Source organism: Microbulbifer variabilis ATCC 700307 (assembly GCF_000380565.1).
In the GTDB taxonomy this organism is placed as follows: Bacteria; Pseudomonadota; Gammaproteobacteria; order Pseudomonadales; family Cellvibrionaceae; genus Microbulbifer; species Microbulbifer variabilis.
Map to the genome: position 1 here is coordinate 30617 of NZ_AQYJ01000025.1, position 26545 is coordinate 57161.

Genomic DNA, 26545 nt, shown 5'->3' on the forward strand with positions numbered 1-26545 from the left:
CTATCTGCAGATTTAAGGAATTCCATATTTCTCTGCCAGCCGGTCAATTTCTGCCTTGGACCTGGAATTATCGGGGCATTTAGCCCGAAACCATGAATTTAAGTCGCTATTTGTGTTTCCAGGTGGCAAGTCTTTAACATTAAAACATCGGTCCCCAACCTCAACAAAAGTGCCTGTAGTCGTTGTATACATGGCTTCTGTGCGTTCAAGCCGCCGAACTCTATTGCGTTGCTGCGCTAGCTTTCTCTCTAAAACCGGATCAAAAACTGCGGGTTGGCTTCTGGTTTCAGAGTCGCCAGATGCTTCTAATGTTGGCGTCGGCTTTTCCATACCTAGGTGATCAGGATTCTGCGGCTGATCGATTTGCTTACTGATTGTTGAAGAGGAATCTGCATTGGTTATTGATCCGCCATTGATATTAGGTGTCGAAGGCGCTTCCTCTATTACATTGTTGCCGATTGTTTCCGCGGTATAACCCTTAAGCTCCTGGGATTTTATATGGGAAGGAGGTAGTTCGGTGTCATCCGTTCTGGGTACTTCTATTTTCTTATTCACCGACAAGTTGATTTCAAGCGGAGATGCAATGCCTGGTGACGTATCTGGTGCAATTGACATCGGTATAATGAGCAGCCCTATATGCACAGCAACAGCAATAACCAATGATATAGCCAGTCGCCGGACATTTATTGTTGTCTTGCTATTGCTGCACAAAGAAGCCGTTATGTTTAAATCCATTTACTTCGTGGACCAAATACTCAGTAAATTTGATCAAAATCCTTGTTTCAAAAGGCAACTGATGATCGGTAAGCTTGGAGATAGGACTCTTTAAAGGCTCGAAAGTTCTAACTCTAATTATAAGATTACAATTTGCCTGCCGACAAAACTAATGTTCAACCTTACGTTCAACCACTATTTACTTATTGAGAACCAAAGACTGAGTGATAGAGGGAAGGCTTTCCAGATCAGACTGACGGAGAGTTTTTATTGAAAGCGAAGCTTGGTTATTACTCATATTCTCTTTTTATATATTAATTTTGCGAAATAGTTCTCACGAAAACCTAAAAACCTTCCAGGGTGAGTTAATCTTTTTGCAGACTCTTTTAGATATTATCCCAGTTGTAGGTATCGACTTGTTAAGGCAGTTGTACTTTCGGTCATACAGTATGACATTTCGAATGTTACCGACAGCAAATACCTATAAGCATTTAATAGTCATATGAGACAGCACAGTAAGAGCTGTTTAGAAATCACTAATAAAATAACAGGAATAATAATGAAAAATATCCGCATAATATGGTTGTTTCGACGCTTGCAATCGGTTTGCTTGGCATTAATGGTCAGTACTGTTTTTATGGGTTCGCCACTTGTAGCGGAAACTGATCCGTACACAATGTTGGTGCAGTTCAATCTCTATTACGATTATGAAACTGAACAACGCACCGATGATCACGCTAAATACGCCTTAGAGCTTCAGCGACGTCTTACATACTCAACACCCATTCGCTACACCCAGGTATTGGCGACACATAATAGTTATAACTCTGATGCTTATGGTGCAATCTGGGTCGGTGCAGAACAATCCCTTAGGGTAAAAGATCAGATTGATGTTGGGGCGGAAATTATAGAATTGGATTTACATCAATTCAGTGGTGAACAGGTTTTTTGTCATGGATCATTTTATTGTAACTTCTGGTTCGACCCTCAGCGTGTCCCCATTGCAACAGTACTGGGAGATTTGAGAGACTGGGCCTATAAGCAAGACCAACACGGCACTAATCGAACAGTAATAGTACATATAGAAAATGCAGTATCCTCTGGTGCTCAAACCACTTTTAAAAATCATCTTATCAGCCAAATTGGCCTGGATTATATTTACACACCGGAAGACTATAAAGAGGACTTTCCCAACGGCCTTGAAGTGGCTAATCACAAGCGAACCTCACTTCCTTCCCGTGAGCTATCAAGAGAAAAAATTCGGCAGCATGATGGCCTGAATGGCAAGAAAAGATTCGTATTTTTCTGGACAAAAAATGACAGCGATACCGATGATAATCATGAAACATTCGATGTAGTATTTGATGGCTGGGGCGGATTGAACCGGCACTGGAAAAGTGGCGACGATGATAGCCTGGACAATTGGGATGATGGCATCAACACGGTAGAGCACTACGATGTCAGTGCCACAGATAGCCGGTTTCAAAATAAAGGTCTATGGTCTTGGGGCGAGGGTGAGCCCAATGACCATGGCACAGGTGAGGACTGCGCCGCTATTAGAAGTGATGGGCGCTTCAATGACCGCCGGTGCGACCGAACCAGTGTATTTGCCTGCAAAAGACGTTTAAATGGTGCCTTGCATGCAGACGATCTAAAGGATGATGGTGCCGCAGACTATCCCCTTATGTGGTCACTGACAACAACAAAAGGCGCATGGCCAGATGGAGAGAGTGAGTGTCAGGCGCTGGGCTCCCAATGGCATTTTGACGTGCCGCGCAATATGGTGGAATCCCTAACATTAAAGGATAAGTTAGCGGTTGCTGGTGAAACGGTTGCCTGGATTGCTTACACCGACCAGGATAGCGAGGGTACGTCGGAAGGTGACTTCGTTATAACAACTGTCGACTACTAATAACTTTATGTTCTTCGCCTAACCACCACCATGTGGTTAGGCTCTCTAACCCCTCCCCCCTTCTTTCACCCTCATATGCGAGAGAGTTAAGAGGCGAGATATTTGTCGTTATCCTTAAAATTCGCCAGCTAGACTTTATCCAATCAAAATTAAGGACTAGGCACGACTTCTAAGGAACTCATCTATGCGTATTCCCGCTATCTCTCCAGATGATCTTAACGAAGAGCAGATACCTCTCTACGACGACATGAGCGATGAAATGAGTGGCTACTTCTCTGGATTCGTCAAAAAACGTAGGGATGGTGCTCTGCTTGGCCCTTGGGCACCGGCTCTCTACTATCCGCAATTTGGCAAACCCTGGTGGGAAAATATCAAAGCCATTGCCGCTAAACCCAAGCTTCCAAAGTTGGCTCGGGAAGTTGCCATCCTAGCCACCGGCGCTCACTTTAAGGCGGGATATGAACTCTATTCTCACACTGCTATCGGTGAAAGCCTTCACTTGGATTCGGATAAAATTGCCACCATTACTGCAGGGCAGCGTCCCCACGACCTGACCCGGGATGAAGGGATCGCCTACAGCATTGCTACCTCGCTTGCCTCTGGAGGCAGGCTTCCTGAGGCCACCTGGATAATGGCAGTGGACGAATTTGGGGAAGATGGGGCTGCAGAGCTGATCTTCCTGATAGCTGGATATCACCAGTTATCAGCGATTCTAAATGGCTTTGATGTTGCTATTCCCAGTGAAGATACTTAGGTCTTAGCCTCTGGCTGCAACAAAAATTCCACTACTAATCAATAAAGCTCCTGAACCACACTTCAGAGCAGGCGCCTTGTTTGAATTTCCGAATGAGAGCTTTGCCTTGATGGAAAAGTAGGCATAACCTGCCATAACACTGCCCACTGACAATGTTGCTATCGTGAAGATAGCGAAGATATCGGTTGAAGTAACACTGGTCAGGTCGAGAAATGCTGGGAAAAAGCTCGCATAGAAAAGGATAGCCTTCGGGTTGCCCAAGGTTGTTAGCAGGCCTAACAAAAAGCTCGAAAAGATACCGCCACCACTTGATTCTGGTACTTTCTCTTCATTTTTGATGGCCTTCCCTTTACCAGAAGTGAGAATCAGGTTCACTCCGAGCCAGATAAGGAATGCCGCTCCCGCATATTTAATGATGACAAAGAGGCTACCCATGGCCTCGGCCAATGTGCTTAGCCCTAGTAGAGCCAATAGGATAAATAAATAATCGCCTGCAACAATTCCGGCTGCAGCGATCAGGCCCTGACGCAGGCCTAATGTAAGGCTGCGGGATATCACTGCCAACACGCCAGGCCCTGGAATAAGGGCTAGCACCAGCATTGAAGCGAATAAAGCAAAGGAAGCTGAGATAGTCATTGTGCGTTATCAGTTGGCAATTTTCCCTGCCAGCGATTCTAGCGTTTAACAAATCCTCGGCAACTGTTCTCCGGGTAATCGCTGTAACAAACGGTCACAACCCAGGCTGTTCCGCAGTATTACCTGGGCGTAGCCCTCGCCTTCAACACGACCTATGATTTCGCAAGACGTACCCACGTCAGTTTCACGCAGGGTTGCGATAGCCAATTCGGAAGCGCTTTCGGGAATGATGGCTACAAAGCGCCCTTCATTGGCAACATAAAGTGGATCTAACCCCAGTATTTCACAGGCTCCCTGCACTGCCTCACTAATGGGGATGCTGCTTTCCTCCAATACAAAGCTCCTGTTGGAACTCTCCGCCAATTCAACCAGTGCAGTAGCCAATCCGCCACGAGTAAGATCCCTCAGGCAGTGGATTTCAACCCCGGCCCGCAGCAGTTTGGATACAGCGCCGTTGAGGGGAGCACAATCACTCGCCAGGCTGCTTTCGAATTCAAGGCCTTCGCGGCTGGCCATTATGGAGATTCCATGACGACCAATATCTCCCGAAAGCAGAATCAGATCCCCACTGCGGATACGACTGGGGTCTATAGATTGATTGCTCTCCAGGACGCCGACTCCACTGGTATTGATGTAGATACCGTCACCTTTGCCTCTTTCCACCACTTTGGTATCGCCGGTAACCAGCTTCACTCCGGTTTTACTGGCTGCTTCTGCCATTGATATCAGCACCCTTTCCAGTATTGCCAGTGGCAGTCCCTCTTCCAAAATGAGCCCACAGCTGAGGAACTTCGCTTCAGCTCCTCCCATTGCCAGGTCATTTACGGTGCCATACACCGCTAGCTCACCGATGTTGCCGCCGGGGAAAAATAGTGGAGTGATTACAAAGGAATCGGTGGTAAAGACCAACCTATCGGCATCCCAGGGAAGAGTTGCGCTGTCATGGGCTTGCGATACCCAGGAATTATTAAATAATGGCTGGATATAGTTTTTAAGCAGACGCTGCGTCATCTCTCCGCCACTGCCGTGGCCAAGCTTGACGATCTCATCCGTTTTTGTGGGCAACGGACACTGGATGTTCACGGGGTTTTTCCTGTTGGCTGTAGCGATAATAGGCGGAGCAGGCGCCCTCTGAAGAGACCATTGGAGCACCCAGAGGCTGCTCCGGGCGGCACCCCTTTCCAAAGTGGGGGCAATCTTTGGGTTTTTTCTGGCCCAACATAATTTCGCCACTGATACATTGATGACACTCGGCAGTGCTAATGCGTATGAGATCAAATTTTGACTTGGCATCCAGTGCGGCGAACGCATCATTAAACACAAGGCCGCTCTGGGGAATCCAGCCAACACCACGCCATTGCTGCGCTGAAACCTTAAAAACTCTCCTTATCAGTTCCTGTGCTTGCCGGTTGCCAGCTTGCTCTACCGCGCGCAGATATTGGTTTTGTACGCGGTAAGCACCCTGCTCCAGTTGGCTGATGCACATCAGGATTCCCTCAAGGATATCAAGAGGTTCAAATCCGGTAACAACAATGGGGATATGGTGCCTCTGTACGAGTGGCAGGTATCGCTCATAACCGGTGATTGAGCAAACATGGCCCGCTGCGAGAAAAGCCTGCACACGCGATTCTGGTGAGGAGCAAATGGAATCAATTGCTGGTGTAACCAGAAATTGCGACACAAGCATGGAAAAATTATCCAGTGCTTTATGTAGGGCTTGGGAAGCCGCTATCGCATTGGCTGCTGCAGTGGTTTCAAACCCTACCGCGAAAAAGACCACTTCCCTGGATGGATTTTGCTCGGCAATCTGCACTGCTTGTAGTGGTGAGTAGACAATTCTGACATCGCCACCCCGGGCTTTGACTGCAAGCAGATCACTTTCTGAACCCGGTACGCGCAACATGTCTCCAAATGAGCAGAAGATAACTTCAGGTATGGATGCAATGGCAATTGCGCGATCGACCATTTCAAGAGGGGTCACACAAACCGGGCAGCCGGGACCATGAACCAGCTCCAGCTCTTTGGGGAGTAATTGGTCCAGACGATTCTTAACGATCGCATGGGTCTGGCCACCGCAGACCTCCATTAGCGTCCAGGGCTTTGTGGTGACTTTGCGGATTTCTGTAGCTATTTTCCGAATGTTATCGCTTTGGCGATACTCATCAAGGAATTTCATGGCCTCTCCAGGGTGCCTGACTCGTCCAGAGCATCCAGGTAACGAAACACCCGCTCGGCTTCTGCTTCCTGAATCTGGCTGATAGCGATTCCCACATGGACAATCACGTAGTCACCGACTTGTGCATCGGGCACCAGCGATAAGTTGATTTCCCGTGCTATACCGCCGAATCGTACCTTGCCCATGCGTTCCAGCGGCGAGTTGCCGGTGATTGCTTCTACCAGGCCGGGGACCCCCAGGCACATAGTGCTTAACCTCCCAGTGGTTGGCCGGCAGCGGCCATGCAGTGGGCGTAGTACACCTGGCCAAGGGCAATACCTCCGTCATTTGGAGGTACCTGGCTGTGTGAGTGCACCGTAAAGTTGTACCGCTGAAGCAGAGAGGTAACCGTTTCTGTCAGCCGCTTGTTTTGGAAAACCCCACCCGACAAAAAAATTTGCGGCTCAGCAACTTCTCCAGCTACAGACAGGATCATCTGGGCCAAGGTATTGTGAAATGCCACTGCGCGCTGCGGTAAGGATCTTCCTTCATCATAAATTAACGCACTGACACTGGGTGCCCAGTCTAGTTGCCAGCGGTTGCCCCGCTTTTGCAGATCGAATGGATAGGCATCCCGGCTTTGGATACCGCGAGCCGAGTGCTCCAATGCCTGTGCAGCCTGCCCTTCATAACTGGTATGGCTTCTGAGACCAAGCAGAGCGGCAACAGCATCAAATAAACGGCCGGCACTGCTACATTGTGGGCTGTTAATTTCCCCTTTCAACATAGTGACCAGGTTTTGCCGCTCACCGCGGGAAAAACAACGTTTGATTAAATCGTGCTGCAGGGCCACGAAGCCGGATATTTCGTACAATAGCCCGGCTGCGGACCGTCGTGGTTCACGTACGGCTTTCTCACCACCAGGCAAAGGAAAAGTCCGCAGGCTGGCAATATTTTTGACGTCAGAATCGCCATTCCAGTAAAGGAACTCGCCTCCGCGAACCACACCGTCAATATCATAACCAGTGCCATCCCAACAAATACCAAGTGCGGGGCCACTGTGGTTATGCTCTGCCATACAGGAGAAAAAGTGCGCAATATGATGTTGCACACCGAGTTTTGGGGTTGGCTTACTAAGCGCCCAGCGATGAGAGTTAAAGCCGGGGTGCAAGTCGTGAACCAGGGTATGTGGCTCGCACTGCTGAAAGGCAGTCAGATCCTCGATGGTTTTGTCGAAGCGCTCAACACTGGTGGCGTTCTCCAAGTCACCAATGTGTTGGCTGGAATAGATCCAACCGGAATGAGATAGGGCCACTGTATTTTTTTGATCTGCTCCCAACCCCAAATAAATGGCTGGGTGCTCAGTACTTTCCTGCGTAATTTGTGGGCGCATGAGTGGAAGAGGCGCAAAACCACGGGCTCGGCGCAGCATGACAGGACGATTATCAATCACCCTGAGTACGGAATCATCAAGGTGGCGCAAAATCCCGCGATTATGCATAAGGAAACAATCGGCAATTTTGCCAAGCCGGGTCAGTGCTTCATTATTTTCAGTACAGATTGGCTCATCGGCCAGATTTCCACTGGTAGCAACCAGCGGTGCACCATATGTCTGGACCAAGAGCTGATGTAAAGGCGAAGCAGGAAGCATCACCCCCAATTCTGGGGAATCAGGAGCTACCAGGTTATGTATTCGCTGCCCGGCATCAGCTTTTGCCGCTAGTAGAACAATCGGCCTTTCGGGAGACGTAAGTAAGTCGGCTTCCACTTTGGAAACCTCACAATCCCGGTGTACGGCTTCCAGTGAAGGATATAAAAGCGCAAAGGGTTTGTGTGGACGCTGTTTCCTTTTACGCAGCTTCTCCAGTGCTGCGCCATCAGCTGCATCTACAAGCAATTGGAAGCCACCAACACCTTTTAACGCAACGATCTGTCCGCTGGATATCTCCGTCACGGCTCGTTCCAGAGCGTGCTCATTTGGAGCCAGCACTTTGCCTGTGCCATCAGATAATTCCAGTTGCGGGCCACATTCCGGGCAGGCATTGGGCTCAGCATGAAAACGGCGATCGGAAGGGTCTGTATATTCTTTGTGGCAACTGTCACAAAGGGGAAATGCAGACATGGTGGTATTGGCCCGATCATAGGGGAGCTTATCGATAATGCTGAAGCGTGGGCCGCACAGGGTGCAGTTGATAAACGGATAGTTATAACGCCGGTCGTTGGGGTTTGCCAATTCGGCCAGGCAGTGATTGCACGGCGCTAGATCCGGAAGGATAAGGGTGGACTTTTCTGCATCCTTTGCACTTGCACGTATCTCAAACCCGCTGTCCCCTTTTATAGGAACGAGTTTGGTGAGGACACTAAGGATTTGACTGTGAGGTGGTTTTTCATCCGGGACCCTGCGCAAAAACCCCGCTATATTCAGGGGATCGCCTTCTACCTCTAGCCGCACGCCACCACTATGGTTGACCACCCAACCATTGAGTTTACATTCCCTGGCCAAGCGATAGATAAATGGACGGAATCCAACCCCCTGCACCAAACCTGTAATTTCTACTTGCTGGCGTTCATTGTCCATCCTTGGCCTCAAACTGAAGATTCTCCAGGATAATGTCCTGGGCCTCGGCATGATGGATATCAGTGAGTACCTCAATTTCCAGGCGCAAACCTTCCAGGGCAGTACCGAAAATTTCCTGCTCGAAGTGCTCGCGAAGGTGTGTTGGTGAAATATGTGCCAGTGCCCCAAGGCGCAACTTAGCCCCAACAACCTTGCCATCTTCAGCGGCGGAAAGTTGTTGAATCTTTTCGATCAGGTTCTTAATCAGTGATTGTTCGTGCATTGCTGACCTCCATTGTCAGCCTGTACAAGTTCAGTGATTTGTTGCTCCGCGAGAACTGCCCCCCTCTTTACTTCAGCCGAGAGGCGATTACCGCAGGTAAAGTTCTCTGCGCATATAGCGAAAATCTCCAGCCGTCGGGGCAGTAGCCGTACATTCTTTCCCAGCTCTATGGCCTCTTTCAGGTTGAAGCCATGACTGGAGGTATTGCACAAGCTGGGGGCCAGCAAGTCTGCCAATCCATTGGCACGGATTAAATCTCCCTGCTTCCGCCCACTCACTTGAACCGCATCTACCAGACAAACCCGGCGATCTTTCCACTGCCCCAGTAGACCAACCATATCCCCGCCGCTTTCATAGAATTCTGCAGCATGGCCTAGGGATGCTTTTAACTTTTGAAGTAAAAAGGGACCTACTCCATCATCGCTGCGAAAGCGATTGCCCAGGCTGATGAGTAACCAGCGTTCAGAGACTTCCTGGTTGGTCATGTTGCAAATGTAGCTGCAGGAAGTGGGTTGAGCAGGAAATACAGGGGTCATAGTTACGAATGGCGCGCTCACATAAACCTTGTAACTGGTCCTCCGGCAAGTGCATAAACTTTGGCAGCATCAGGCGCAGGTCTTGCTCGATTGTTTTCTGGTTTTGTGAAGTGGGAGCAACAATTTTTGCGTGGGTTATCTTGCCCTGTGCGTTGATGCCGTAGCGGTGGTACAAAAGTCCACGTGGAGCTTCGGTAGCGGCGCAGCCACTGGCCTTCCGTGGTTTGACGGTGAGGTAGGGATGGGCTGGAGGCTGGTAATTCTCGATAATCCGCAGTGCCTCATCGAAGGCATAAAGCACTTCCAGGCAACGCACCACAATGCTCTTGAATGGGTTGGTGCAGGGCGGCCTAAAATCCAGCTCTTCTGCCACTTGCTTGACCCTCGAAGAGAGGCGGGAATAGTTAAGATTGAAGCGCGCCATTGGCCCGACCAGGTAGGCGCCGCGTTCGATCAGAATACTGTGAAGAGCGGTGCTGTGCGGTACCTGCTCTTCACGAAAATATTGCTCATAGTCACCTGCTGAAATATCCAGTCCTCTACTCGATTGAATGCGACCTTCATTCATCGGGTATTCGTCTGGATTGACTAAGGAAACAAACTCAAACTCCTGGTTGTTTTCCGGGAATGGCAATCTAGCTGACCATCGACACATTTGCTCGGCTAAATCACGAGCGGCCAATAGCTGTTCGCGCAAGCTCTCGAATTGCTCCGGAATAGGTGTTCGATAGAAGCCTCCAACCCGGACATTGATCGGGTGGACCTCCCGCCCTCCAAGCAGTCGCAGCAGCGCATTGCCTGCTTTCTTTATCTCGAGAGCTTGGCGGACTATCTCCGGGTGACCCTTGGCCATAGCTACAGCACTGGGGTAACCGAGGAAGTCTGGCGCATGCAGCATACTGACATGCAACATGTGGCTCTCAATCCATTCCCCGCAGTAGAGCAACCGGCGCAGGGTCCTTAGCTCTGGCGTGGGCACCAAGTCCAGAGCATCTTCCATAGCATGTAGGGCACTCATCTGGTAGGCCACTGGGCAGATGCCACATATGCGGGCAGTAATGTCGGGAGCCTCAGTGTAATCACGTCCGCGCAAGAAGGCTTCAAAAAAACGCGGAGGCTCAAAGATCTTCAGCTGAACATCGTGCACTTGATCATCATCGTATCGAATAAAGAGCGCCCCCTCGCCTTCAACCCGCGCAAGATAATCAACTTTGATGGTTTTGCCTTTACCCGACACTCTTCATAAACTCCTTTAAGTAGTACGTTTTTTATTCACTTCCAGACTTTCACCTATTTTCTTAAAAGAACCTGCTAATGCATTGTAATTTCTAATATTTTCAATAATTGTTGCTTTGTCTGTACCCAGTTTTTCTGCCCACCAGTGGCAAAGAGATTCTCCATTAGGGTTTTCCTTTGGGCCATAGCAGGCATAGCAGCCACGGTTATAGCTTGGACATAGCGCGCCACAACCTGCATGGGTGATTGGCCCCATACAGGGGGTACCGTGAGCCACCCAGACACAGACATTGCCTTTCAACTTGCACTCAATACAAACGGAGTGTGCAGAAACCTGCGGTGCCCGTTGATTCAAAAATGCACTGATTACTTCCAACAATTGAAGCTTGTTGATTGGGCAACCCTGTAACTCAAAGTCCACCGGAACATGCGCAGAGATAGGTGTGGAATCTTTCAGGGTTGCTATGTAATCAGGCCGGGCATACACAACGGACGTAAATTCAGTGACATCGGCAAAATTGCGCAGAGACTGGATGCCCCCAGCGGTGGCACAGGCGCCAATAGAAACCAGGAACCTGGATTGCTTTCTGACCTTCTGAATCCTTTGCACATCATCAGGTGTGGTGATTGAGCCCTCCACCAGGGAAATGTCATAGGGTCCCTCTTCCACCTTGCTGGACGCTTCCAGGAAGTAGGCAATCTCCACTTCCTCAGCAAGCAATAGGAGTTCGTCTTCACAGTCAAGCAGACTCAGTTGGCAGCCGTCGCAGGAAGTAAACTTCCATACCGCCAGCTTGGGTTTCCCCTTTTCGGTTGCTATAAGCCGTGGATCTGGAACCATGCGCGGATATCCTGGTAGCAGAATACGGGGCCGTCCTTACAGATAAAGTTTGGCCCCCATTGGCAGTGTCCGCAGAGACCAATGGCGCATTTCATATTACGCTCCATAGAAAGGTAGATAGCAGATTCAGGAACCCCTTTGCGCAGCAGCACCTGAATGCAAAAGCGCATCATAATTTCCGGCCCGCACAGGAAAGCGACCGTATTGGCGCCGTCGATATCAGAAGCCTGTAGAGGATCAGTAATGACGCCAATATGCCCGGGCCAGGCGTTGTCGCCGTGATCAACAGACATCACCACATCCAGCTTTGTTATCCAGTGTGGAATTTCATCTCCATAAAGAAGCTCTGTTGGGCGACGTGCACCGTAGAAAAGCCGGGCCCGACTGGCCTTCAGTTTCCCTTGCCAAGCCCTGTAAACGACAGGTCGCAAAGGTGCCAGGCCCAGGCCACCTGCTATAAGCAGCAGCTCCTTGCCCTCAATGCCCTGTAGTGGCCAACCTCTTCCAAACGGGCCGCGAACTCCCAGTGAATCCCCTTTCTTTAATCGCTCCAGTGCTCGAGTCACAGTCCCTTGTGCCCGAATGGTATGAACCAACAGACCCTCCTCCACTTCCAGACCACTGAATGAAATAGCAGATTCACCAGTACCAAAGGCATAGAGCATATTGAACTGGCCTGGCCCGTAGACCATGGGTGGTGATGCCGGACTTTCTAGATGCAAGGTGAAGGTTCCCGGGTACTCTTCCTGCCTGTGAATCACCTTGTAGACTTCGGGGATCACGGAGTCGTACCCGGCTCAGGTGGGGTGGAGCCATAGATATCGAGTAATTGAATACGAGCGGACTGCAATCGCTCGGTTGCAATCCGGGCAAAGCGCTTCATCAATTCGAAGCCGAGACGAGGTTCTGTTTCGCACTTTTCCCGCAAGCAGGCGCCACCGAGGCGTATGCTGCGAACTTCCTCCAGAGCACGTGCATCGAAGGCTGAAATGTAAGGTGGAAAGAGCCAGGACCAGCCGAAAATATCGCCGCCGTGTAGGGTCAGCAGGCATAAGGCGCCGCGGTTAGGCACAAAGGTTTCTACCGCCACCCGCCCACTGCGGATCAGAAAGAAATGATTGGCCGGCGTATCCTCCTTAGCGAGATGTTCTCCCTCGTGGTAGACGCAGTTTTCCGCACATGAGGCAAGAAACTGCAGATCGCTTTCTGGCAAACCATGAAAGAAAGGGTGTTCATGCAGCAGGTTGGCAATAGTCTTCATGGCTGTTCCAGGTTGCGAATAGTCCTGACTTCCTCTGTCAGGTCGATACCCACCGGACACCAGGTGATACAGCGGCCGCAGCCTACACACCCAGAACTATCAAACTGGTCATGCCAGGTAGCAAGCTTATGTGTCATCCACTGCCGATAGCGTGAGCGCGTGTCTGCGCGCACCGAGCCCCCGGTGATATGGCTGAAGTCCGACGTAAAGCATGAGTCCCAGCGCTCCCAGCGCTCGGCATTTTCTCCGCTGAGGTCTGTAGTATCTTCAACGGTAGAACAGAAACAGGTAGGGCAGGCCATGGTGCAGTTGGCACAGGATAAACACCGTTCCGCCACTTTATCCCAACTGGGGCTCTCAAAATTGCGGTACAGTAACTCCTTTAGATCAGAGCTATCGAAGTGACGCGGTCCCTGTCGCATTTGAGTTTCAGCGCTTTCTATGCCCTTCTGTGCCTGCTGCTTCTCCTCTACCGTGGAGGGCTTGAGGGGTAACTGCGCCAGGATCTGCGCTCCTAACTCGGTACCGCTTTCAATCAAAAAGAAGTGGCGCTTACCCTCCAATACTTCTGTCATCGTTAGATCACTGGTAAGAGTCACAGCAGGACCTGTTTGCATAGCCGTGCAAAAGCATGTGGGAGCCGCAGTGGTACAGTTTACTGCTACGGTAAATAGCCCACTTCTTCTGTCTCGATAATTACTGTTGGGGTAGTCACTCTCTATCAGGACACGATCTTGGATAGCAATGGCGTGTAGCTCACAGCTACGCACGCCGAGGAATGCCAGCTTGGGGACGTCCTCCTTGATTTCGATAATTTGAACTTCTTGTTCCTGACGAGAGGATTTCCAAATGGGTCGATGAGGTAATTGCAGGTATTTTTTCCACGAGTGGGGCCCCACGACATAGCCAAAGTAGGCATTGTCCGTACGGCGCTTTACCCGGTAATGCCCCCCTTCTTGTTCATCAGTCCAACCTTGGGGTAGATCGGCCGACGAGAGAATCTTGCCATAAGTGATGGCCTTATCGACCAATGTAGGACCATACACCTCATATCCATGCTCGAGGATCGCTTGAATTAAGTCATCCAGGTCGGCAGCTTGTAACAGGTGTTCATAGCTATCCATATTTGCTGAATCAATTTGGCCCAGGTTAGCCATGCTGCCAACTCTCATCTTACTCACCACTGAAGCGAATAGCGCTTAGGATTGCAATTGAGAGTAGATTGATAAGGAACTCAGCTGAACAGCTAATTAGGCGGAGAATGCTTTCAAATCTTTGTCGTTAAAGTTGAAGTGGAGTCACCTCTACAGCATTTCATCCTTAGAGAGTTCCTACTGCTTGTCTGGCTTTCTAGGTAAAATAGAGGTGACACTGGAAGTATAGCGCTGGGTTGCGGAAGTTATCTTTAGGAAGAAGGTCTCAAAAAGCTGGGAATAAAGTTTAAACATATAGGGGTAATCAGCTTAGTAAGAAATTCCTATATTTCTATTGTTCATAGTTAACTAAATAATACTGCTATTGCGAAACTACGATGATATTTCCCGTTCCATCCTGAGTAGTGTAAACAGTATTACCATTAGTAGCCTGGTTGATATTTAATGCATTCGATGCGCCAGCCTGAATGGCCACTACAACATTCGATGCTCCAAGCTGGTTAATTGTTGCCGTATTTAGCGAACCGGTTTGGTTGGCTACGACAGAATGAGAACTCCCTACCTGGGTGATAGACAAGGAATTATTTGCACCTTCTTGGCTTAAATAAGCTTGAATGTAGGAACCTGCTTGTAAGATTGAGACAACATTTGTATCACCAGTTTGATTAATCTCAGCAATACCGTTGGAAAGTAGTTCCTGCTCGATTATCGCGGTGTTTGATTGTCCGGTTTGTGTCGTTGAGGCAACGCTGTTAGAAATAGACCTTTGTGACGTTGTTGCGTTATTGCTGTCTCCATCCTGGCTAATTGACAACGTATTCGCTAGACCCAAGGTTTGCAGAAACTCTGCTGAATTGGAGTTACCTTTTTGAGAGACCACCACTTTACCAGAGCTTTCTTTTATCTGGCCTCCTTCTGCACTATTGTTATCCCCATGCTGATTAATTACGATCGTATTGTTTGTTGTCGTTTTCTGAACAACTGAAACCAGGTTCGAGGATTCCTTTTGACTGATTAGTAGACTGTCATTATTTGAATTTACCTGCGAGCTATAAGATTGGTTTCCACTTCCCTCCTGTAAAAAAGTTATTGCGCTGGATACAGTACTATTTTGTAGCGTTTCTGCCAGATTGTCGTCACCAACTTGATGAACTTTAACTGAAGCTTCATTACTACTGTTTTGCTCAATGACTGGAATCAAATTACCCGTTCCGCTCTGTGTAGTGGAAATTGTATTATTTAAGCTGTTATTCACTTGATAAGTGGTAACAGAGTTACTGGTCCCGTTTTGGATTAATGTACTGATATTTCCATTTGTATTTGCGCCCGTTTGAATAGAGCTTGCAATATTCTCCCATCCGGTTTGATACAGATCTACGGAATTGTTAGCGGCAAAAACATTTCCATTGAACATAAGTGCGGCTATAGTCAGGAATTGAGCGTGAGATTTCATATTAACGACCTTTGTATAAAAGGGCTTTGTTTGTTCTGGCATGCTTAAAGCAAGTTTTAAAATCTGAAATGCAGCCGAATGGGTAATCGGGCGGGAAATACTTTGTAAATTTCCTTAAGATCGATCAGGAACTTCCATGCCGATTGACGCATAATGGCATTAATTCGTTAGGTATGGAGACAATAAATAAAGATTAGTGCCAGTGGCGCTTGTATGCTGTAGGAAGAAAATCCTATTTACATGAGAAGAAAGTTTGGAAATAAGAAATGACTGATAGGCCGCCCTGGATCCTGTATTGAGCTGGATTGTAGCGCCACTCTCCCTTAGTATTGGGTCAATCAAGGAAGTGGAGGTCCTATTTAATACTGGGCTTAATCAGGAAAAATCAGGGTTCTATTTGAATAGACACCTGGATTATCTTCCTTGTTCAAAATAGGGGTCAGGAGATATAACTTTGAAACAGAGCAGCGATGATATCGCTTATACATCGACGCCCCCATTGGCTAAAGGGTGGCTGCGCTGGTTGTGGGGTGCCCTAGCCTGTTTCTTTTTGATAGTGGGGATAATTGGGGTTATATTGCCGGGCTTGCCTGCAGCCGTTTTTATTGTTCTAAGTGCCTGGGCAGCTTCACGTAGCTCAGAGCGTTTGCATCAATGGATTGAGGATCACCATCTATTTGGGAACCTGATAAAAACCTGGCGGAGCGGCCATATCAGTCGTAGAACCAAGTGGCTGGCAACATTAACAATGCTATTGTCCATGGCCGTTGCCCTTCATCATTTCAGTAATCTCTACTTATTAATCTTTATCGTGGGTGGCATTGGTTGCGCAATGCTTTGGATATGGACGAGGCCTGAACCCAAAAAGTGAACAAGCATTATTCAGTGGCCTTTATAGTTTTTGGTTTCCTAACTTGTAAATGGGATATTTGTACCGAATAGATTGTGACACCTGACTCTTTATGACAAATAAAATCTTCAACTTATTACCATTAGGCGACTACCCCAAAGTAGGTATTTACCTCGTCAAAAACCACTTCAAACAGTATGAATTTGAATAAAAACAACAAAGTTAAAGATTAATGTCTCAATGTGGTTAAATTGGTGTTGTAAGCGGTTGACATTGACGTTGAGAGGAATATCCTCTGCGCCCTTCTGTTGATTGGGACGCCTGGTGTGCCCCGGCGCTCTTTATAATGGAAAAGCATCGAGAAGATCTGGCTACAAGAGCAATTTAATAAACTTTGCTCACTAGGCAATAACAACAAGGATGTTTTATGCAGGATGTGTATCAGGCAACGGAAAATTCTCTGAGTGATGAAACATATATCTATAAATCCAGTTTCACCTGGAAGATATTGTTTTTTTTGCTGCTACCAATTGAAATCTTGTCTCAATATGAAGCATTCGTACTGAATGAATACAATCAATCGGTTTGGTGGTTGATTGCCAGCTTCATTATCTATAGCACCTATTTTGTTGGCTTTTATGGTTTGGCCTTTGCAAGGCGAATCGCCACACCGAGATTTTGGGGGTTCTTTCTGCCACTCATAATGGTGACAGACATTTATGAAATAGGGACGGTAGTTGCCACTATGAATATGGCAGTGTTGAGAAACCAGTTAATCCTGTTGTGTATTTCCCCAATTGTACTTTTTTTGTGGTTTATTATTTTTAGGTATCGCAAAGTCCTACGATACATGAAGTAAAAGCCAGCGCGTATAGTCACAAATGTCTTAGTGATTACATAGCTGGCTATTATTCAATAATAGAAACGTGGCACAAAGCTATTGCAAGTGCGTTCCCATATTGCCGGTGCCAAGTTGAGTAACGCTGATTGATTCATTTGTACCAGATTGCACGGCTGTTTCCATATTGGATGTGCCAATTTGTGTAACTATAAGACTGCTGTTAACAGTACCATTCTGGGAAAGGCTGACATCATTGAGTTCACCAATCTGATTTGCGATTAGCACACTAAAAAAGACAGAACCTGATATGCCTTGATCCACGTCTGCTGTATTTGAGGTTCCAGTTTGAGCCAAGGACGCAAAACTAGAAAGGGTTGTTAATGGCACATTTTCATTGCCCTGATCCAGGTCGGCAAAGTTAGAGGTCCCAGATTGAATAATCTGGCTTGTCGAGGAAGTTGTTGCCTCCTGGTCTACGCGTCCAGTGTTTGAATCTCCAGTTTGCACCACTACCGCCACACTGGAAACTACGGCACCCTGATCGCCCTCCTGTTCTATATCCCCAAAGTTTGATGTGCCATTCTGGTCAATGATTGCAATACTGGAAGTAACGACTTCATCCTGTTCCATGGAAGCACTGTTTGAGCTACCGACCTGGGATACTGATGCCAGGCTTGTGGTTACATCCCTGTCCTGGTCAAAATTTACAAAGTTTGAATCACCGATTTGATTCACAATAGAGATACTACTATCCACCCTTTGAAGCTGGTCTAGAAATATGTCGTTGGAATTGCCTTGCTGATTGATAAGGATAATGCCTCCATTTATATCGTCATTTTGATTTACGACTGCACTATTCATTTCGCCACCTTGGATAATTGTGGCTGAGCTCAACGTGGCATCACCTTGCAAAAAATCCAGGGTATTGTTGTTTCCAGCCTGTGTGGCAATTACTGTACTGGTAGTTGTGCCATCTTGCTGAGTAGACGTTACTGTATTCAGTGAGCCAATCTGGGTTAGGAAGGCAGAACTTCCGTTAGTATTGGTTGTTTGGGTTGCGGTAGAGGTATTGCTATTACCAATTTGGGTTTGAACAATAAGATTGTCGTGGACAGTTGGATCACTTTGGTCAGGATTTGCAGTATTCCCGTTTCCTTGCTGTATAACAATGGAAGTATTGTTGTTCGCTATAGCATTATTGCCAACAATCACTAATAGCGCTGCGGCTATTGATGTTAACCTTTTCATGACAAGTCCTTTTACTTCATTAACTCTCAGAGAGAAAGCTGGCTAACAATTTGGAGTAGTCAGCTGTTACGGAGACCCTTTCCAGGGATCACCCGAAACTATTGCAGGTTTGTACCCGTGTTTCCTGTACCAATTTGGATTGCAGTGATTGACTCATTGGAGCCAGCCTGACTGGCAAGGTAATCATTAGAGGTTCCAAATTGGGAGGCTAGGATACTGCTTGAGTTTGTATCGTTTTGACCGATAACAGAGGTGTTCATAGCTCCAGACTGTAACAGAATTAATGTGCTGAAAAATGCTGAGCCACTTGTCCCCTGATCTACATCAGTTTCATTCAGTGAACCTAATTGGGTAACAGAGGCAAAACTGGACACAGCTTCAGAGCCAGAAAAATCTTCACCCTGATCAAGTCTCGCAAAGTTGGAGGAGCCTGATTGAAATAGTAGCCCTGTGGTTGATATAAGTGCTTCCTGGTCAATATCTGCGAAGTTTGAATCACCAAGTTGGATAACTGAGCCAAAACTAAATGAAATGTCCTCTTCCTGCTCATTAAATGCAGTATTGTTAGTTCCTACTTGCTGAATTGAGGCAAAGCTAGCAGTAATAGTCTCATCTTGCTCCATATCAGCCATATTGGATGAACCAAATTGATTCACTAAGGCGGTACTGAATACGACATCCTGATCCTGCTCAAAGATGGTGGAGTTTGAGTCTCCCACCTGATTTACTACCGAAAGACTGAGATCAACTCTTTGTAGTTGCTCCAGAAAGACAGAGTTTCCAGAACCAAATTGGCTAACAAAAACCGCGCTTGCTGTGATGTCTTCTTGTTGTATCATCGTTGCGGTATTGGAATTACCACTTTGTATAATAATGCCAACCGTTTGAGAAATATTATTATTCTGGCTTGCATCCGCTACATGGTTATCCCCAAATTGATTGACAAGAATTAAACTGCTGTCAGTAGTGTTTTCCTGCATGGAAGTTACAGTATTCATAGAGCCAACCTGAGTAAGGATGGCGGCACTGTTGGTTGTGCTTGTCGCTTGGGTTGCTGTGGAGGTGTTGTCATCCCCAATTTGGGTTTGAACAATCAGGCTATTGCTGACAGTAGGATCACTTTGATCGGGAGTTGCGGTATTTCCATTACCTATCTGGTTAATAATGGATGTGTTGGCGACTGCAATATTGCCGACAGCGAATAGTACTGTGGCTGCGATCGGTCTTAACGTCTTCATAGTAACTCCTTTTACAATATTTGACGCTAATAAAGGGGATACCAATCCAAAGGGGTGGACTGACCGGTGAATTGGGGCTGGTGGTAACTCCAGATTCTGAATTCAATCAGGAATAGAGTTTTCAATGGATGGGAGGCTCCCGTAACTGCTAACTTCTTGAGGCATTAGATTTGCTCAAAGCCGCACGTACAGCAGAACCATTGCGAATTTGTTTATAAATCGTGCAGTAAGCCTGGACCATCTCACCTCTCCCGACCATAGGAAAGAAGGACCGTTTTACTGAGAAAAAAGCCTGGAGTTTGGCAGTTAACCCCCTTGGACACAGCTTGACTCTAAACCCTCTCCAAATAGCTATGCGCATGTGGTGAACGGATGGTGATTGGTGGGTCAGCCGAGGGATTTGTCCATCCAATCAACTTGCTGTATAACCATACAGTTTTTTGGTTGCCCATATCCCGATGACTGTCGCCGCAGAGCTTCCTGCTGATTACTACTTGACCAACTTCTTAACCTTGATGAAGTTTGTCACCGCCCGTTATAAATCATTGCTGTCAGCAGAAGAGGATCAATTTTACGAGCGCTTTATGTCACTTGGCATCAATGGCCAAAAACTATATGTAAGACTTTTGTCTCGCAAAGGTGCCCCCTCATCAGCTGGGGCCTTGTTCCGTCTCAGTAAACTGCAATATGCAGAAATAGAAGATCTGGAGCATGCATGTCGGGAACTGGAGGTAAGTGGATTATTGCGACTAAACCCTCAGATATCTAACCAGGAGTTGTTACCTCTTTTCACCAAGCCTGAACTATTCAGAGCGAGTAACAAGCCTCTACCAAAAGCACTTAAGCGAGCTGACCTGATAGCTGCCCTCCTGGAACAGGGCGTGGATTCTGGCCTACATAAATTATTGGCCGCTGATACTCTATTAGCTGTTCAGCACGCCAGTTGCTTTGAAACCTTCAAGCTTTGCTTCTTTGGCAATCTTAACCAGGACCTGACAGATTATGTTCTGCGGGATTTGGGGCTTTTCCGTTACGAAGATTATCCATTGGATCGACAGAATCTGCCTTTCCAGAACCGGGAACAGATAGATCAGCACTTGAACTATTACCATTGTCTGGATCTGGCCGAACAGGCGTTGACAGGCGAGACATCTGATATCCTCACCCTGGCAGAGCAGCTGCCATCAGGAATAACGGGGGATGCCGCGCTTCACCGGCGCCTGGATCGCCTGCGTTTAAAACTGGCCCGTCAGCTAGAGCGTATGGGTGAACTAGCGGCAGCAGATCGGCTATACAAAATGTGCCAACGGCCACCGGCTAGAGAGAGGCGCGCACGTATTGCAATTAAGAATGGTGATACTGGCAAAGGGCTTGGACTTTGTCAGCAGATTCTTGAAGCGCCTCTGGATGAAGCAGAAAAAATATTTGCCGAGAGTTTTGGCCACCGTACAGCCAAAGACCTGGATTGCGCTAAAGAATGGCCAGCGCCGAAGCGCTATCGCCCTCCTACGGAAACGATAGTCCTGCCCCAGAGTCCTGAGCGAGTTGAGATTCAGGTTGCCTTACATCTGGAACAGTTGTCAGAGGGCAATTGTTACTATGTTGAGAACTGCTTGCTAAACGGCATTCTTGGTCTCTATATCTGGGACATCTTGTTTGCATCGATACCAGGGGCTTTCTTTAACCCCTTCCAGTCTGCTCCCAGTGACTTCAGGACAGCTGACTTCTATCTTTCCCGCCGTACCCTACTTGATCAGAGGTTGGCTGAACTGGATAAAGATACCCTGCGAGAGAGGGTATGGTGTAGCTATCGCGATAAGTGGGGGATTTCCAATCCGCTGGTTGCCTGGGATGCTCTGCCCAAGGAATTAGTAACTACCGCAATGGAAAGAATACCAACCTCCCATTGGCGCTCCCTCTTCCAACGGATACTGAGTGATATTGCCCATCACCGCAACGGACTGCCGGATCTTATCCTGTTTCCTGCAGCTGGGGACTACGAACTGATAGAAGTGAAAGGGCCCGGAGATCGGCTGCAACAAAACCAGCAACGCTGGCTTACATTTTTTGCCAGCCAGCGGGTGCCCCATAGGGTAATTCACGTGGAGTGGCAATAGTCTTGAATGAAGCGGCCACAGAACTCCACTCAACGACAACCATTAGTGCTACTAAACAGGCCTCGTTCCTGCGCCTTTCGGTTGGTGAGCTGGTCGCATTTTCCTGTCGTAGCGGCGACCTGATTAATGACGCAGGTTCCGGCCCCTCCGCCCAAGAGGGCATTCGCACACACCAGAAACTGCAAAAGAAGCGCCCCAAAGGCAGTGAAGCTGAATATCCATTGCAAGTTCAAGTACGATGTGAAGGCTATGATGTGGTTCTTACTGGCAGGGTGGATATCTTTCACCCGCAGGCAGATCTGCATACCCCTGTACAGATCGATGAGATCAAAACCACTTACTGCCCTCCTTCCAAATTACCAGAGGCTATTCGGCAGTTGCAGTGGGCTCAGCTAAAAGTCTACGGATTCTGTTACCTGTTCCAGCAAAGGCATGGGCAAGGAGGCACCGGTGAGGGCAGCGATCGTGTGGCACTGCAAATGCTCTGGTACAACCTTAAAGAGAAGAAGCCTTACCCGGAATTGCAGGAGTTCAACTGGGAAGCACTGGAGAGTTTCACCCTCGCTGCGCTTGCAGATTATATCCAATGGCACAAGAGCTGGCAGGAACATCGTCAACAGGTGGCTACCAGTGCCCAAGACCTGGCATTCCCCTTTCCCAAGTATCGGCCAGGCCAACGTCAGCTAGCCGTAGCCACCTATCGTTGTTTGAGAGATGGTGGCGAGTTGGTCGCAGAGGCGCCCACGGGAATCGGTAAAACCATCAGTACCCTATTCCCTGCCATCAAGGCCCTGGGAGAAAAGCAGCTAGACCAGCTGGTTTACCTTACTGCAAAAAACTCAGGGCGGCAGGTGGTCAGGGAAACCGTAGAGAGCCTACATAAGCGTGGCCTAGAGTTATCCCTGCTGGAAATACAGGCCAGGGATAAAACCTGTGCCTGTAGTCTTGGTATGTGTAGCCGCGACCAGGAGGATGTTTGCCCACGCACAATAGGTTTTTTTGACCGATTGCCGGCTGCGCGCAAGAAACTTCTAGGCTTACCTCTTCTCTCTCCGCAACTGCTGGCAAAAGTCGCAGAAGAAATGCAGCTGTGCCCTTTCGAGCTGTCCCTGCAAATGCTGCCTTGGGCAGACCTGATAGTATGCGATTTCAACTATGTATTTGATCCCCTAGTGCGACTGACGGCTCTACAGGAGCAGAACCAGCGCCGTGCGCTACTTGTGGATGAAGCCCACAATCTCAGTGACCGCGCCTGTGATATGTACAGTGTGACCCTGAGCCGCAAGGAAACCCGCCGTGCCGCGGCAAGCTGTAAAGGAAGTCACCCCAAGCTGCAGCGCAGCATCCAGGCACTGGTGAGGGCGATTGACCGGTGGGTTAAACAGCTTAAAGATCCTGAAGCCACCAACAAAAGCCACGCTCAATTAAACAAATCAGGCTCCGAAGTGTGGGTGACTTCTCTCACATCGCCAGAAAACCAGCCGGTGACCGTTTCCAGGGCAGCCCATAAAGTGCTCTTAACAGTCAGTGAGCTATGGGAGAGCTCTCAATCGCCGCCAGAGGAAATTAGCGAATGGCTAAAGTCCATTTACCGCTATGTATGTATTGAGCAAGACTTATCTGGACAACATCAAGCTCTCACTCGGGTATTTGACGCGGGCACGCCCTGGCAGGAGCAGCAGTTCAAGCTGCTTTGTTTGAATGCCGCTGGGTATATCCAGCAAACTATTCGCCAGTTTCATGGAGTTATCTTATTTTCTGCCACCTTGCGCCCGGCAAATTATATCTTTCAGCAACTGGGGGTGAACAGCTCGGCTCCATACATGAAGCTACCCTCTCCCTTTCTTCCATCACAGCAAGGCGTCTTCCTCTGTCCATATGTTGATACCCGCTATAAATCACGTAATCAGGCTACAGAAAACTTGGTAGAGATCATCGCTCGTACTTACCAGGGCCATCCAGGTAACTATCTGGTGTTTTTCCCCTCGTACCGATTCCTCCAACAAGTGGCAGTCGCATTTAAGCAAAGCTTTCCTGAAGTGGATTTATTGCAGCAGGAACCTGGGGCCAGTGAAAGCCAGCGCGCAGCATTCCTGGCAGCCTTCACTGAAGGTTCCCGTACTTTGGGCTTTGCAATTATGGGGGGAGTTTTTGGAGAAGGCGTAGACTATGTGGGTAATAAACTGATCGGTACCATCATTGTGGGTACCGGCCTGCCACAAGTTAATGAAGAGCAGGAGTTGATCCGCAAGGGTTTTGATGATGGAACCCCAACCACGGTGGGTACTGGTTTTGATATTGCCTACCGCTATCCAGGGTTAACCAGGGTTTTGCAAACAGCAGGGCGAGTAATTCGCTCAGAATCGGATCGTGGAGTGATTGTCCTGGCTGATTATCGCTTCACTGACAGGTTTTATCAGTCACTTTATCCGGAACACTGGAATCTCGAAATATGCAGTAACGGTACAGCACTTTCGAAAAGTCTGGAGGCTTTTTGGAATAGCTGGCTGAAATAGGCAGTTTCACGAAAAAACTGGGGCAAGTAAAACCTTGCCCCAGCCGATCAGGACTAGTTCACACTTTTTGAGTGGTAAACAATCGCTTGCCAGACGTTCTGCTGCCCGCCGATGTAGTTCTCAAAGGTGGGGTTCTTGATATAGTTCCAGGCAACTTTACCGTTACCCAGATACATTGGCTCATCCAGTCCGCCCCACCCGTAATCGGTGAGTTTTACCGGCCCCTCGAGCACATTCAAATCCGCATCAATCTCCATCACATAGTAGGCTTTAGGTACCAGCATACGCATGGCCTCGCCTTTCTTGTTATAGCTACGATTATATGGAAGGTTATCGGAAATACACTGGAATTGTGCATAGCCAAACAGGTAGCGTCCATTCTTCAGGTCGACCAGTTGCGGGTCGCTAATCTGGCAATCTGAGTCTTCAGCCAGCCATTTGATGCCAACCCCCTCAATATTGCCTTCCCAATCAACCTTGGCGATACCCACGCGAGTTAAGGAAGATTTATCCAGGGCGCCGCCAGAATAGAGTCCTTGCCTTGGTATCAGTGAATAGTCACCCTCATCATATTCGATTTCCTCGAGATACGAGAAGAAGCAATTCTTATTGGCCTTATCAGCACATTGATCATCAAAGGGACCATCTCCACTGGTATCAATACCGAGTGTATCCTGTAAGAACCTATCCATATCCTCATCTTCGATGTACTTCGGTGAAACGATAACAGATAAATTAGTATTAGCATCAACTGGGACTACTGTGTGCCCTCCCCCGTTGGAAATCATTGCACTTGTTGTAGGAACCACGTGATTGTAGGTTCCTTCAAGGACAGAGGAGCCATCATCTTCCATTTTGATGGCAATTGCATTCAAGCCAGGAGAGGGATGATATTTATTCCCATCACTGGTACAGAGCGCACCAAACATTTCGTTGCCAGGGTTATAGAAAGCCCGGATATTCAGTACATGACCATGTCCACATAGCCAATACCACCCCCTACGCTCATCCCCCGTCATGGTCATTGACCAGTCATCCCGGTCGATCACTGTAAGTCCCGCAGAATAGTGAGAACCGCTAACCAGTACTCGAGCAGTCACGGAAAATGCATAACTGGTTCGTCCCTTACTGTCATCCTCAACATATAATAGTTCTTGGGTGCCAAGATGAGTGCCACCATGCATTTTATTAACGACGTAAGCATCAGGTACTTCGGACAAAGGCTTGTTATCCCACTCCATCAGCCAAATCTGATCGTTATACTTTTTCTCATTATCGGTACCTGCAACAGCGTCAAGATTGTCCTCAATCTTCATCCAGCCAATACCGTGCTCTTCAATTAGATCTTTCTTAACATCGTATCGCTCACTAGCCTTATATTCTGTGTTACACAAAACAGCAACCCTGGAGCAGTCTGCGCTAGCTGTTATACCGTGAGACTCATAACACTGTTTCAGAATCGTGGTATTGCCAGTTTGATCAAAACTTGAAGTTTCAGGGTTGTATTGGAGTTCATAGACGGAGCCATAGGTTGGATTTGAGGCACTTTGTCCTTCAGATAAGGTCGTGGATACAAACATCCTAGGCTTATCTGTATCAGTCGCGCAGGTCGCAGTGTAGCTACGAATAGGGATATCGATATTTTCTTCATCTTGCTCACTATCTGTTCGGCCAATATAGTGTGCAAGCTGGTAAACTTCCTGGGCGTTTACCATTGCATCAGGCAGGGTGATATCTGTAGCAGTTATTGTGGCAAACCCCAGATCGGAAGTAGAAACATCTCCGACCGTTACGGTTGAGGGATCATTATCTGGAAGCGGAGTGTTACTCCCAGTATCGCCGGACCCACTACCATCTCCCTGGTCTCCGCTACCCTGATCACCACCATTGTTGCTGCCACCATCCCCTACGGCTGGTGTCTCAGGTTCGGAGTCTGAAGAGCCCCCACCCCCTCCACCGCAAGCTGCCAACGCCGCGGTTAATGCCAGTACCAATAATTTCTTGCTAAATAACTTGTCCATAAACGCCTGAAGTTCGTGTTTTTTTGATTTTGAAGTTAGGTGGAGATTAAGAGATTAGTTCCAGTAAGTCGCGAAATGAAAATACGAAAAGAATTTTATTTTTTCGTGAATAATTTTCTGTGTCGCATTTAAAAAAATGAAGAAACTAAAGCCTGCCTATATCGGTGCTTTTCTGACGATATTTGTCACCTATATACAAATTGGGTGAAAAATACACTCCGC

At 48.0% G+C, this 26545-nt stretch carries 22 protein-coding genes; 5 read left to right on the top strand and 17 right to left on the bottom strand.

The window, feature by feature from the left end; all coding sequences use genetic code 11:
* Nucleotides 1–12: 12 nt before the first annotated feature.
* The gene (locus G367_RS0108910) at nt 13–735 is read right to left on the bottom strand and encodes a hypothetical protein (RefSeq protein WP_157533437.1); all 723 of its coding nucleotides are present in this window, start codon (nt 733–735) and stop codon (nt 13–15) included.
* Between the two features lie 538 nt (nt 736–1273).
* Here G367_RS0108910 and G367_RS0108920 point away from each other — a divergent pair.
* Nucleotides 1274–2626: a hypothetical protein gene (locus tag G367_RS0108920; protein ID WP_020412777.1), complete on the top strand. Its 1353-nt coding sequence runs from the start codon at nt 1274–1276 to the stop codon at nt 2624–2626.
* A gap of 184 nt (nt 2627–2810) precedes the next feature.
* Entirely contained in the window at nt 2811–3380 is a 570-nt protein-coding gene (locus G367_RS0108925; RefSeq protein ID WP_020412778.1) for a carboxymuconolactone decarboxylase family protein, read from the top strand.
* 3 nt (nt 3381–3383) lie between these two features.
* Here the strand turns inward: G367_RS0108925 and G367_RS0108930 are convergent, their stop codons facing one another.
* From G367_RS0108930 to G367_RS0108990, 13 genes are all read right to left on the bottom strand, one after another.
* On the bottom strand, nt 3384–4016 hold the full coding sequence (locus G367_RS0108930) for a LysE family translocator (RefSeq protein ID WP_020412779.1): 633 nt from the start codon (nt 4014–4016) through the stop codon (nt 3384–3386).
* Nucleotides 4017–4061: 45 nt separating this feature from the next.
* A complete protein-coding gene (gene hypE, locus G367_RS0108935; RefSeq protein ID WP_026305020.1) occupies nt 4062–5099 on the bottom strand; it encodes a hydrogenase expression/formation protein HypE in 1038 nt (345 codons plus the stop codon).
* Nucleotides 5062–6192 (bottom strand): hydrogenase formation protein HypD, encoded by a 1131-nt coding sequence (gene hypD, locus G367_RS0108940; protein ID WP_020412781.1) that lies wholly within the window; start codon nt 6190–6192, stop codon nt 5062–5064. Before hypD ends, hypE begins: the two co-directional genes overlap by 38 nt.
* Nucleotides 6189–6437, bottom strand: a complete 249-nt coding sequence (locus G367_RS0108945) for a HypC/HybG/HupF family hydrogenase formation chaperone (RefSeq protein WP_020412782.1) — start codon at nt 6435–6437, stop codon at nt 6189–6191. The genes hypD and G367_RS0108945 overlap by 4 nt, the downstream gene beginning before the upstream one ends.
* Before the next feature lie 5 nt (nt 6438–6442).
* Nucleotides 6443–8749, bottom strand: a complete 2307-nt coding sequence (gene hypF, locus G367_RS23440; RefSeq protein ID WP_020412783.1) for a carbamoyltransferase HypF — start codon at nt 8747–8749, stop codon at nt 6443–6445.
* Nucleotides 8739–9011 (bottom strand): hydrogenase/urease maturation nickel metallochaperone HypA, encoded by a 273-nt coding sequence (locus G367_RS0108955; RefSeq protein WP_020412784.1) that lies wholly within the window; start codon nt 9009–9011, stop codon nt 8739–8741. Before G367_RS0108955 ends, hypF begins: the two co-directional genes overlap by 11 nt.
* Entirely contained in the window at nt 8993–9496 is a 504-nt protein-coding gene (locus G367_RS0108960) for a hydrogenase maturation protease (protein WP_020412785.1), read from the bottom strand. Before G367_RS0108960 ends, G367_RS0108955 begins: the two co-directional genes overlap by 19 nt.
* Complete coding sequence (locus G367_RS0108965) at nt 9474–10784, bottom strand: Ni/Fe hydrogenase subunit alpha (protein WP_020412786.1); 1311 nt, start codon at nt 10782–10784, stop codon at nt 9474–9476. The genes G367_RS0108960 and G367_RS0108965 overlap by 23 nt, the downstream gene beginning before the upstream one ends.
* A gap of 15 nt (nt 10785–10799) precedes the next feature.
* The gene (locus G367_RS0108970) at nt 10800–11624 is read right to left on the bottom strand and encodes an NADH-quinone oxidoreductase subunit B family protein (RefSeq protein ID WP_020412787.1); all 825 of its coding nucleotides are present in this window, start codon (nt 11622–11624) and stop codon (nt 10800–10802) included.
* Nucleotides 11600–12406 carry an FAD/NAD(P)-binding protein gene (locus G367_RS23445; protein WP_040628575.1) on the bottom strand — a complete coding sequence of 269 codons (807 nt, stop codon included), beginning with the start codon at nt 12404–12406 and terminating at the stop codon, nt 11600–11602. The genes G367_RS0108970 and G367_RS23445 overlap by 25 nt, the downstream gene beginning before the upstream one ends.
* Complete coding sequence (locus tag G367_RS0108980) at nt 12403–12885, bottom strand: cyclic nucleotide-binding domain-containing protein (RefSeq protein ID WP_020412789.1); 483 nt, start codon at nt 12883–12885, stop codon at nt 12403–12405. The genes G367_RS23445 and G367_RS0108980 overlap by 4 nt, the downstream gene beginning before the upstream one ends.
* On the bottom strand, nt 12882–14057 hold the full coding sequence (locus G367_RS0108985) for a 4Fe-4S dicluster domain-containing protein (RefSeq protein WP_020412790.1): 1176 nt from the start codon (nt 14055–14057) through the stop codon (nt 12882–12884). The genes G367_RS0108980 and G367_RS0108985 overlap by 4 nt, the downstream gene beginning before the upstream one ends.
* A 343-nt stretch (nt 14058–14400) precedes the next feature.
* On the bottom strand, nt 14401–15492 hold the full coding sequence (locus G367_RS0108990; RefSeq protein WP_020412791.1) for a hypothetical protein: 1092 nt from the start codon (nt 15490–15492) through the stop codon (nt 14401–14403).
* A gap of 454 nt (nt 15493–15946) precedes the next feature.
* Here G367_RS0108990 and G367_RS0108995 point away from each other — a divergent pair, with 454 nt between their 5' ends.
* Entirely contained in the window at nt 15947–16363 is a 417-nt protein-coding gene (locus G367_RS0108995; RefSeq protein ID WP_020412792.1) for a YbaN family protein, read from the top strand.
* Between the two features lie 916 nt (nt 16364–17279).
* Here the strand turns inward: G367_RS0108995 and G367_RS0109005 are convergent.
* Both G367_RS0109005 and G367_RS0109010 read right to left on the bottom strand, forming a co-directional pair.
* Nucleotides 17280–18431: a hypothetical protein gene (locus tag G367_RS0109005; protein ID WP_157533439.1), complete on the bottom strand. Its 1152-nt coding sequence runs from the start codon at nt 18429–18431 to the stop codon at nt 17280–17282.
* 98 nt (nt 18432–18529) lie between these two features.
* Nucleotides 18530–19669: a hypothetical protein gene (locus G367_RS0109010; RefSeq protein WP_026305025.1), complete on the bottom strand. Its 1140-nt coding sequence runs from the start codon at nt 19667–19669 to the stop codon at nt 18530–18532.
* A 458-nt stretch (nt 19670–20127) separates the two neighbouring features.
* Here G367_RS0109010 and G367_RS0109015 point away from each other — a divergent pair, with 458 nt between their 5' ends.
* Together G367_RS0109015 and G367_RS0109020 are read left to right on the top strand one after the other, a co-directional pair.
* The gene (locus G367_RS0109015) at nt 20128–21786 is read left to right on the top strand and encodes a VRR-NUC domain-containing protein (protein ID WP_020412794.1); all 1659 of its coding nucleotides are present in this window, start codon (nt 20128–20130) and stop codon (nt 21784–21786) included.
* Nucleotides 21777–24302: an ATP-dependent DNA helicase gene (locus G367_RS0109020; protein ID WP_245556678.1), complete on the top strand. Its 2526-nt coding sequence runs from the start codon at nt 21777–21779 to the stop codon at nt 24300–24302. The genes G367_RS0109015 and G367_RS0109020 overlap by 10 nt, the downstream gene beginning before the upstream one ends.
* A gap of 53 nt (nt 24303–24355) precedes the next feature.
* On the opposite strand, the gene G367_RS0109025 is transcribed toward G367_RS0109020, so the two are convergent.
* Nucleotides 24356–26323, bottom strand: a complete 1968-nt coding sequence (locus G367_RS0109025; protein ID WP_020412796.1) for a hypothetical protein — start codon at nt 26321–26323, stop codon at nt 24356–24358.
* Between the last annotated feature and the right edge of the window lie 222 nt (nt 26324–26545).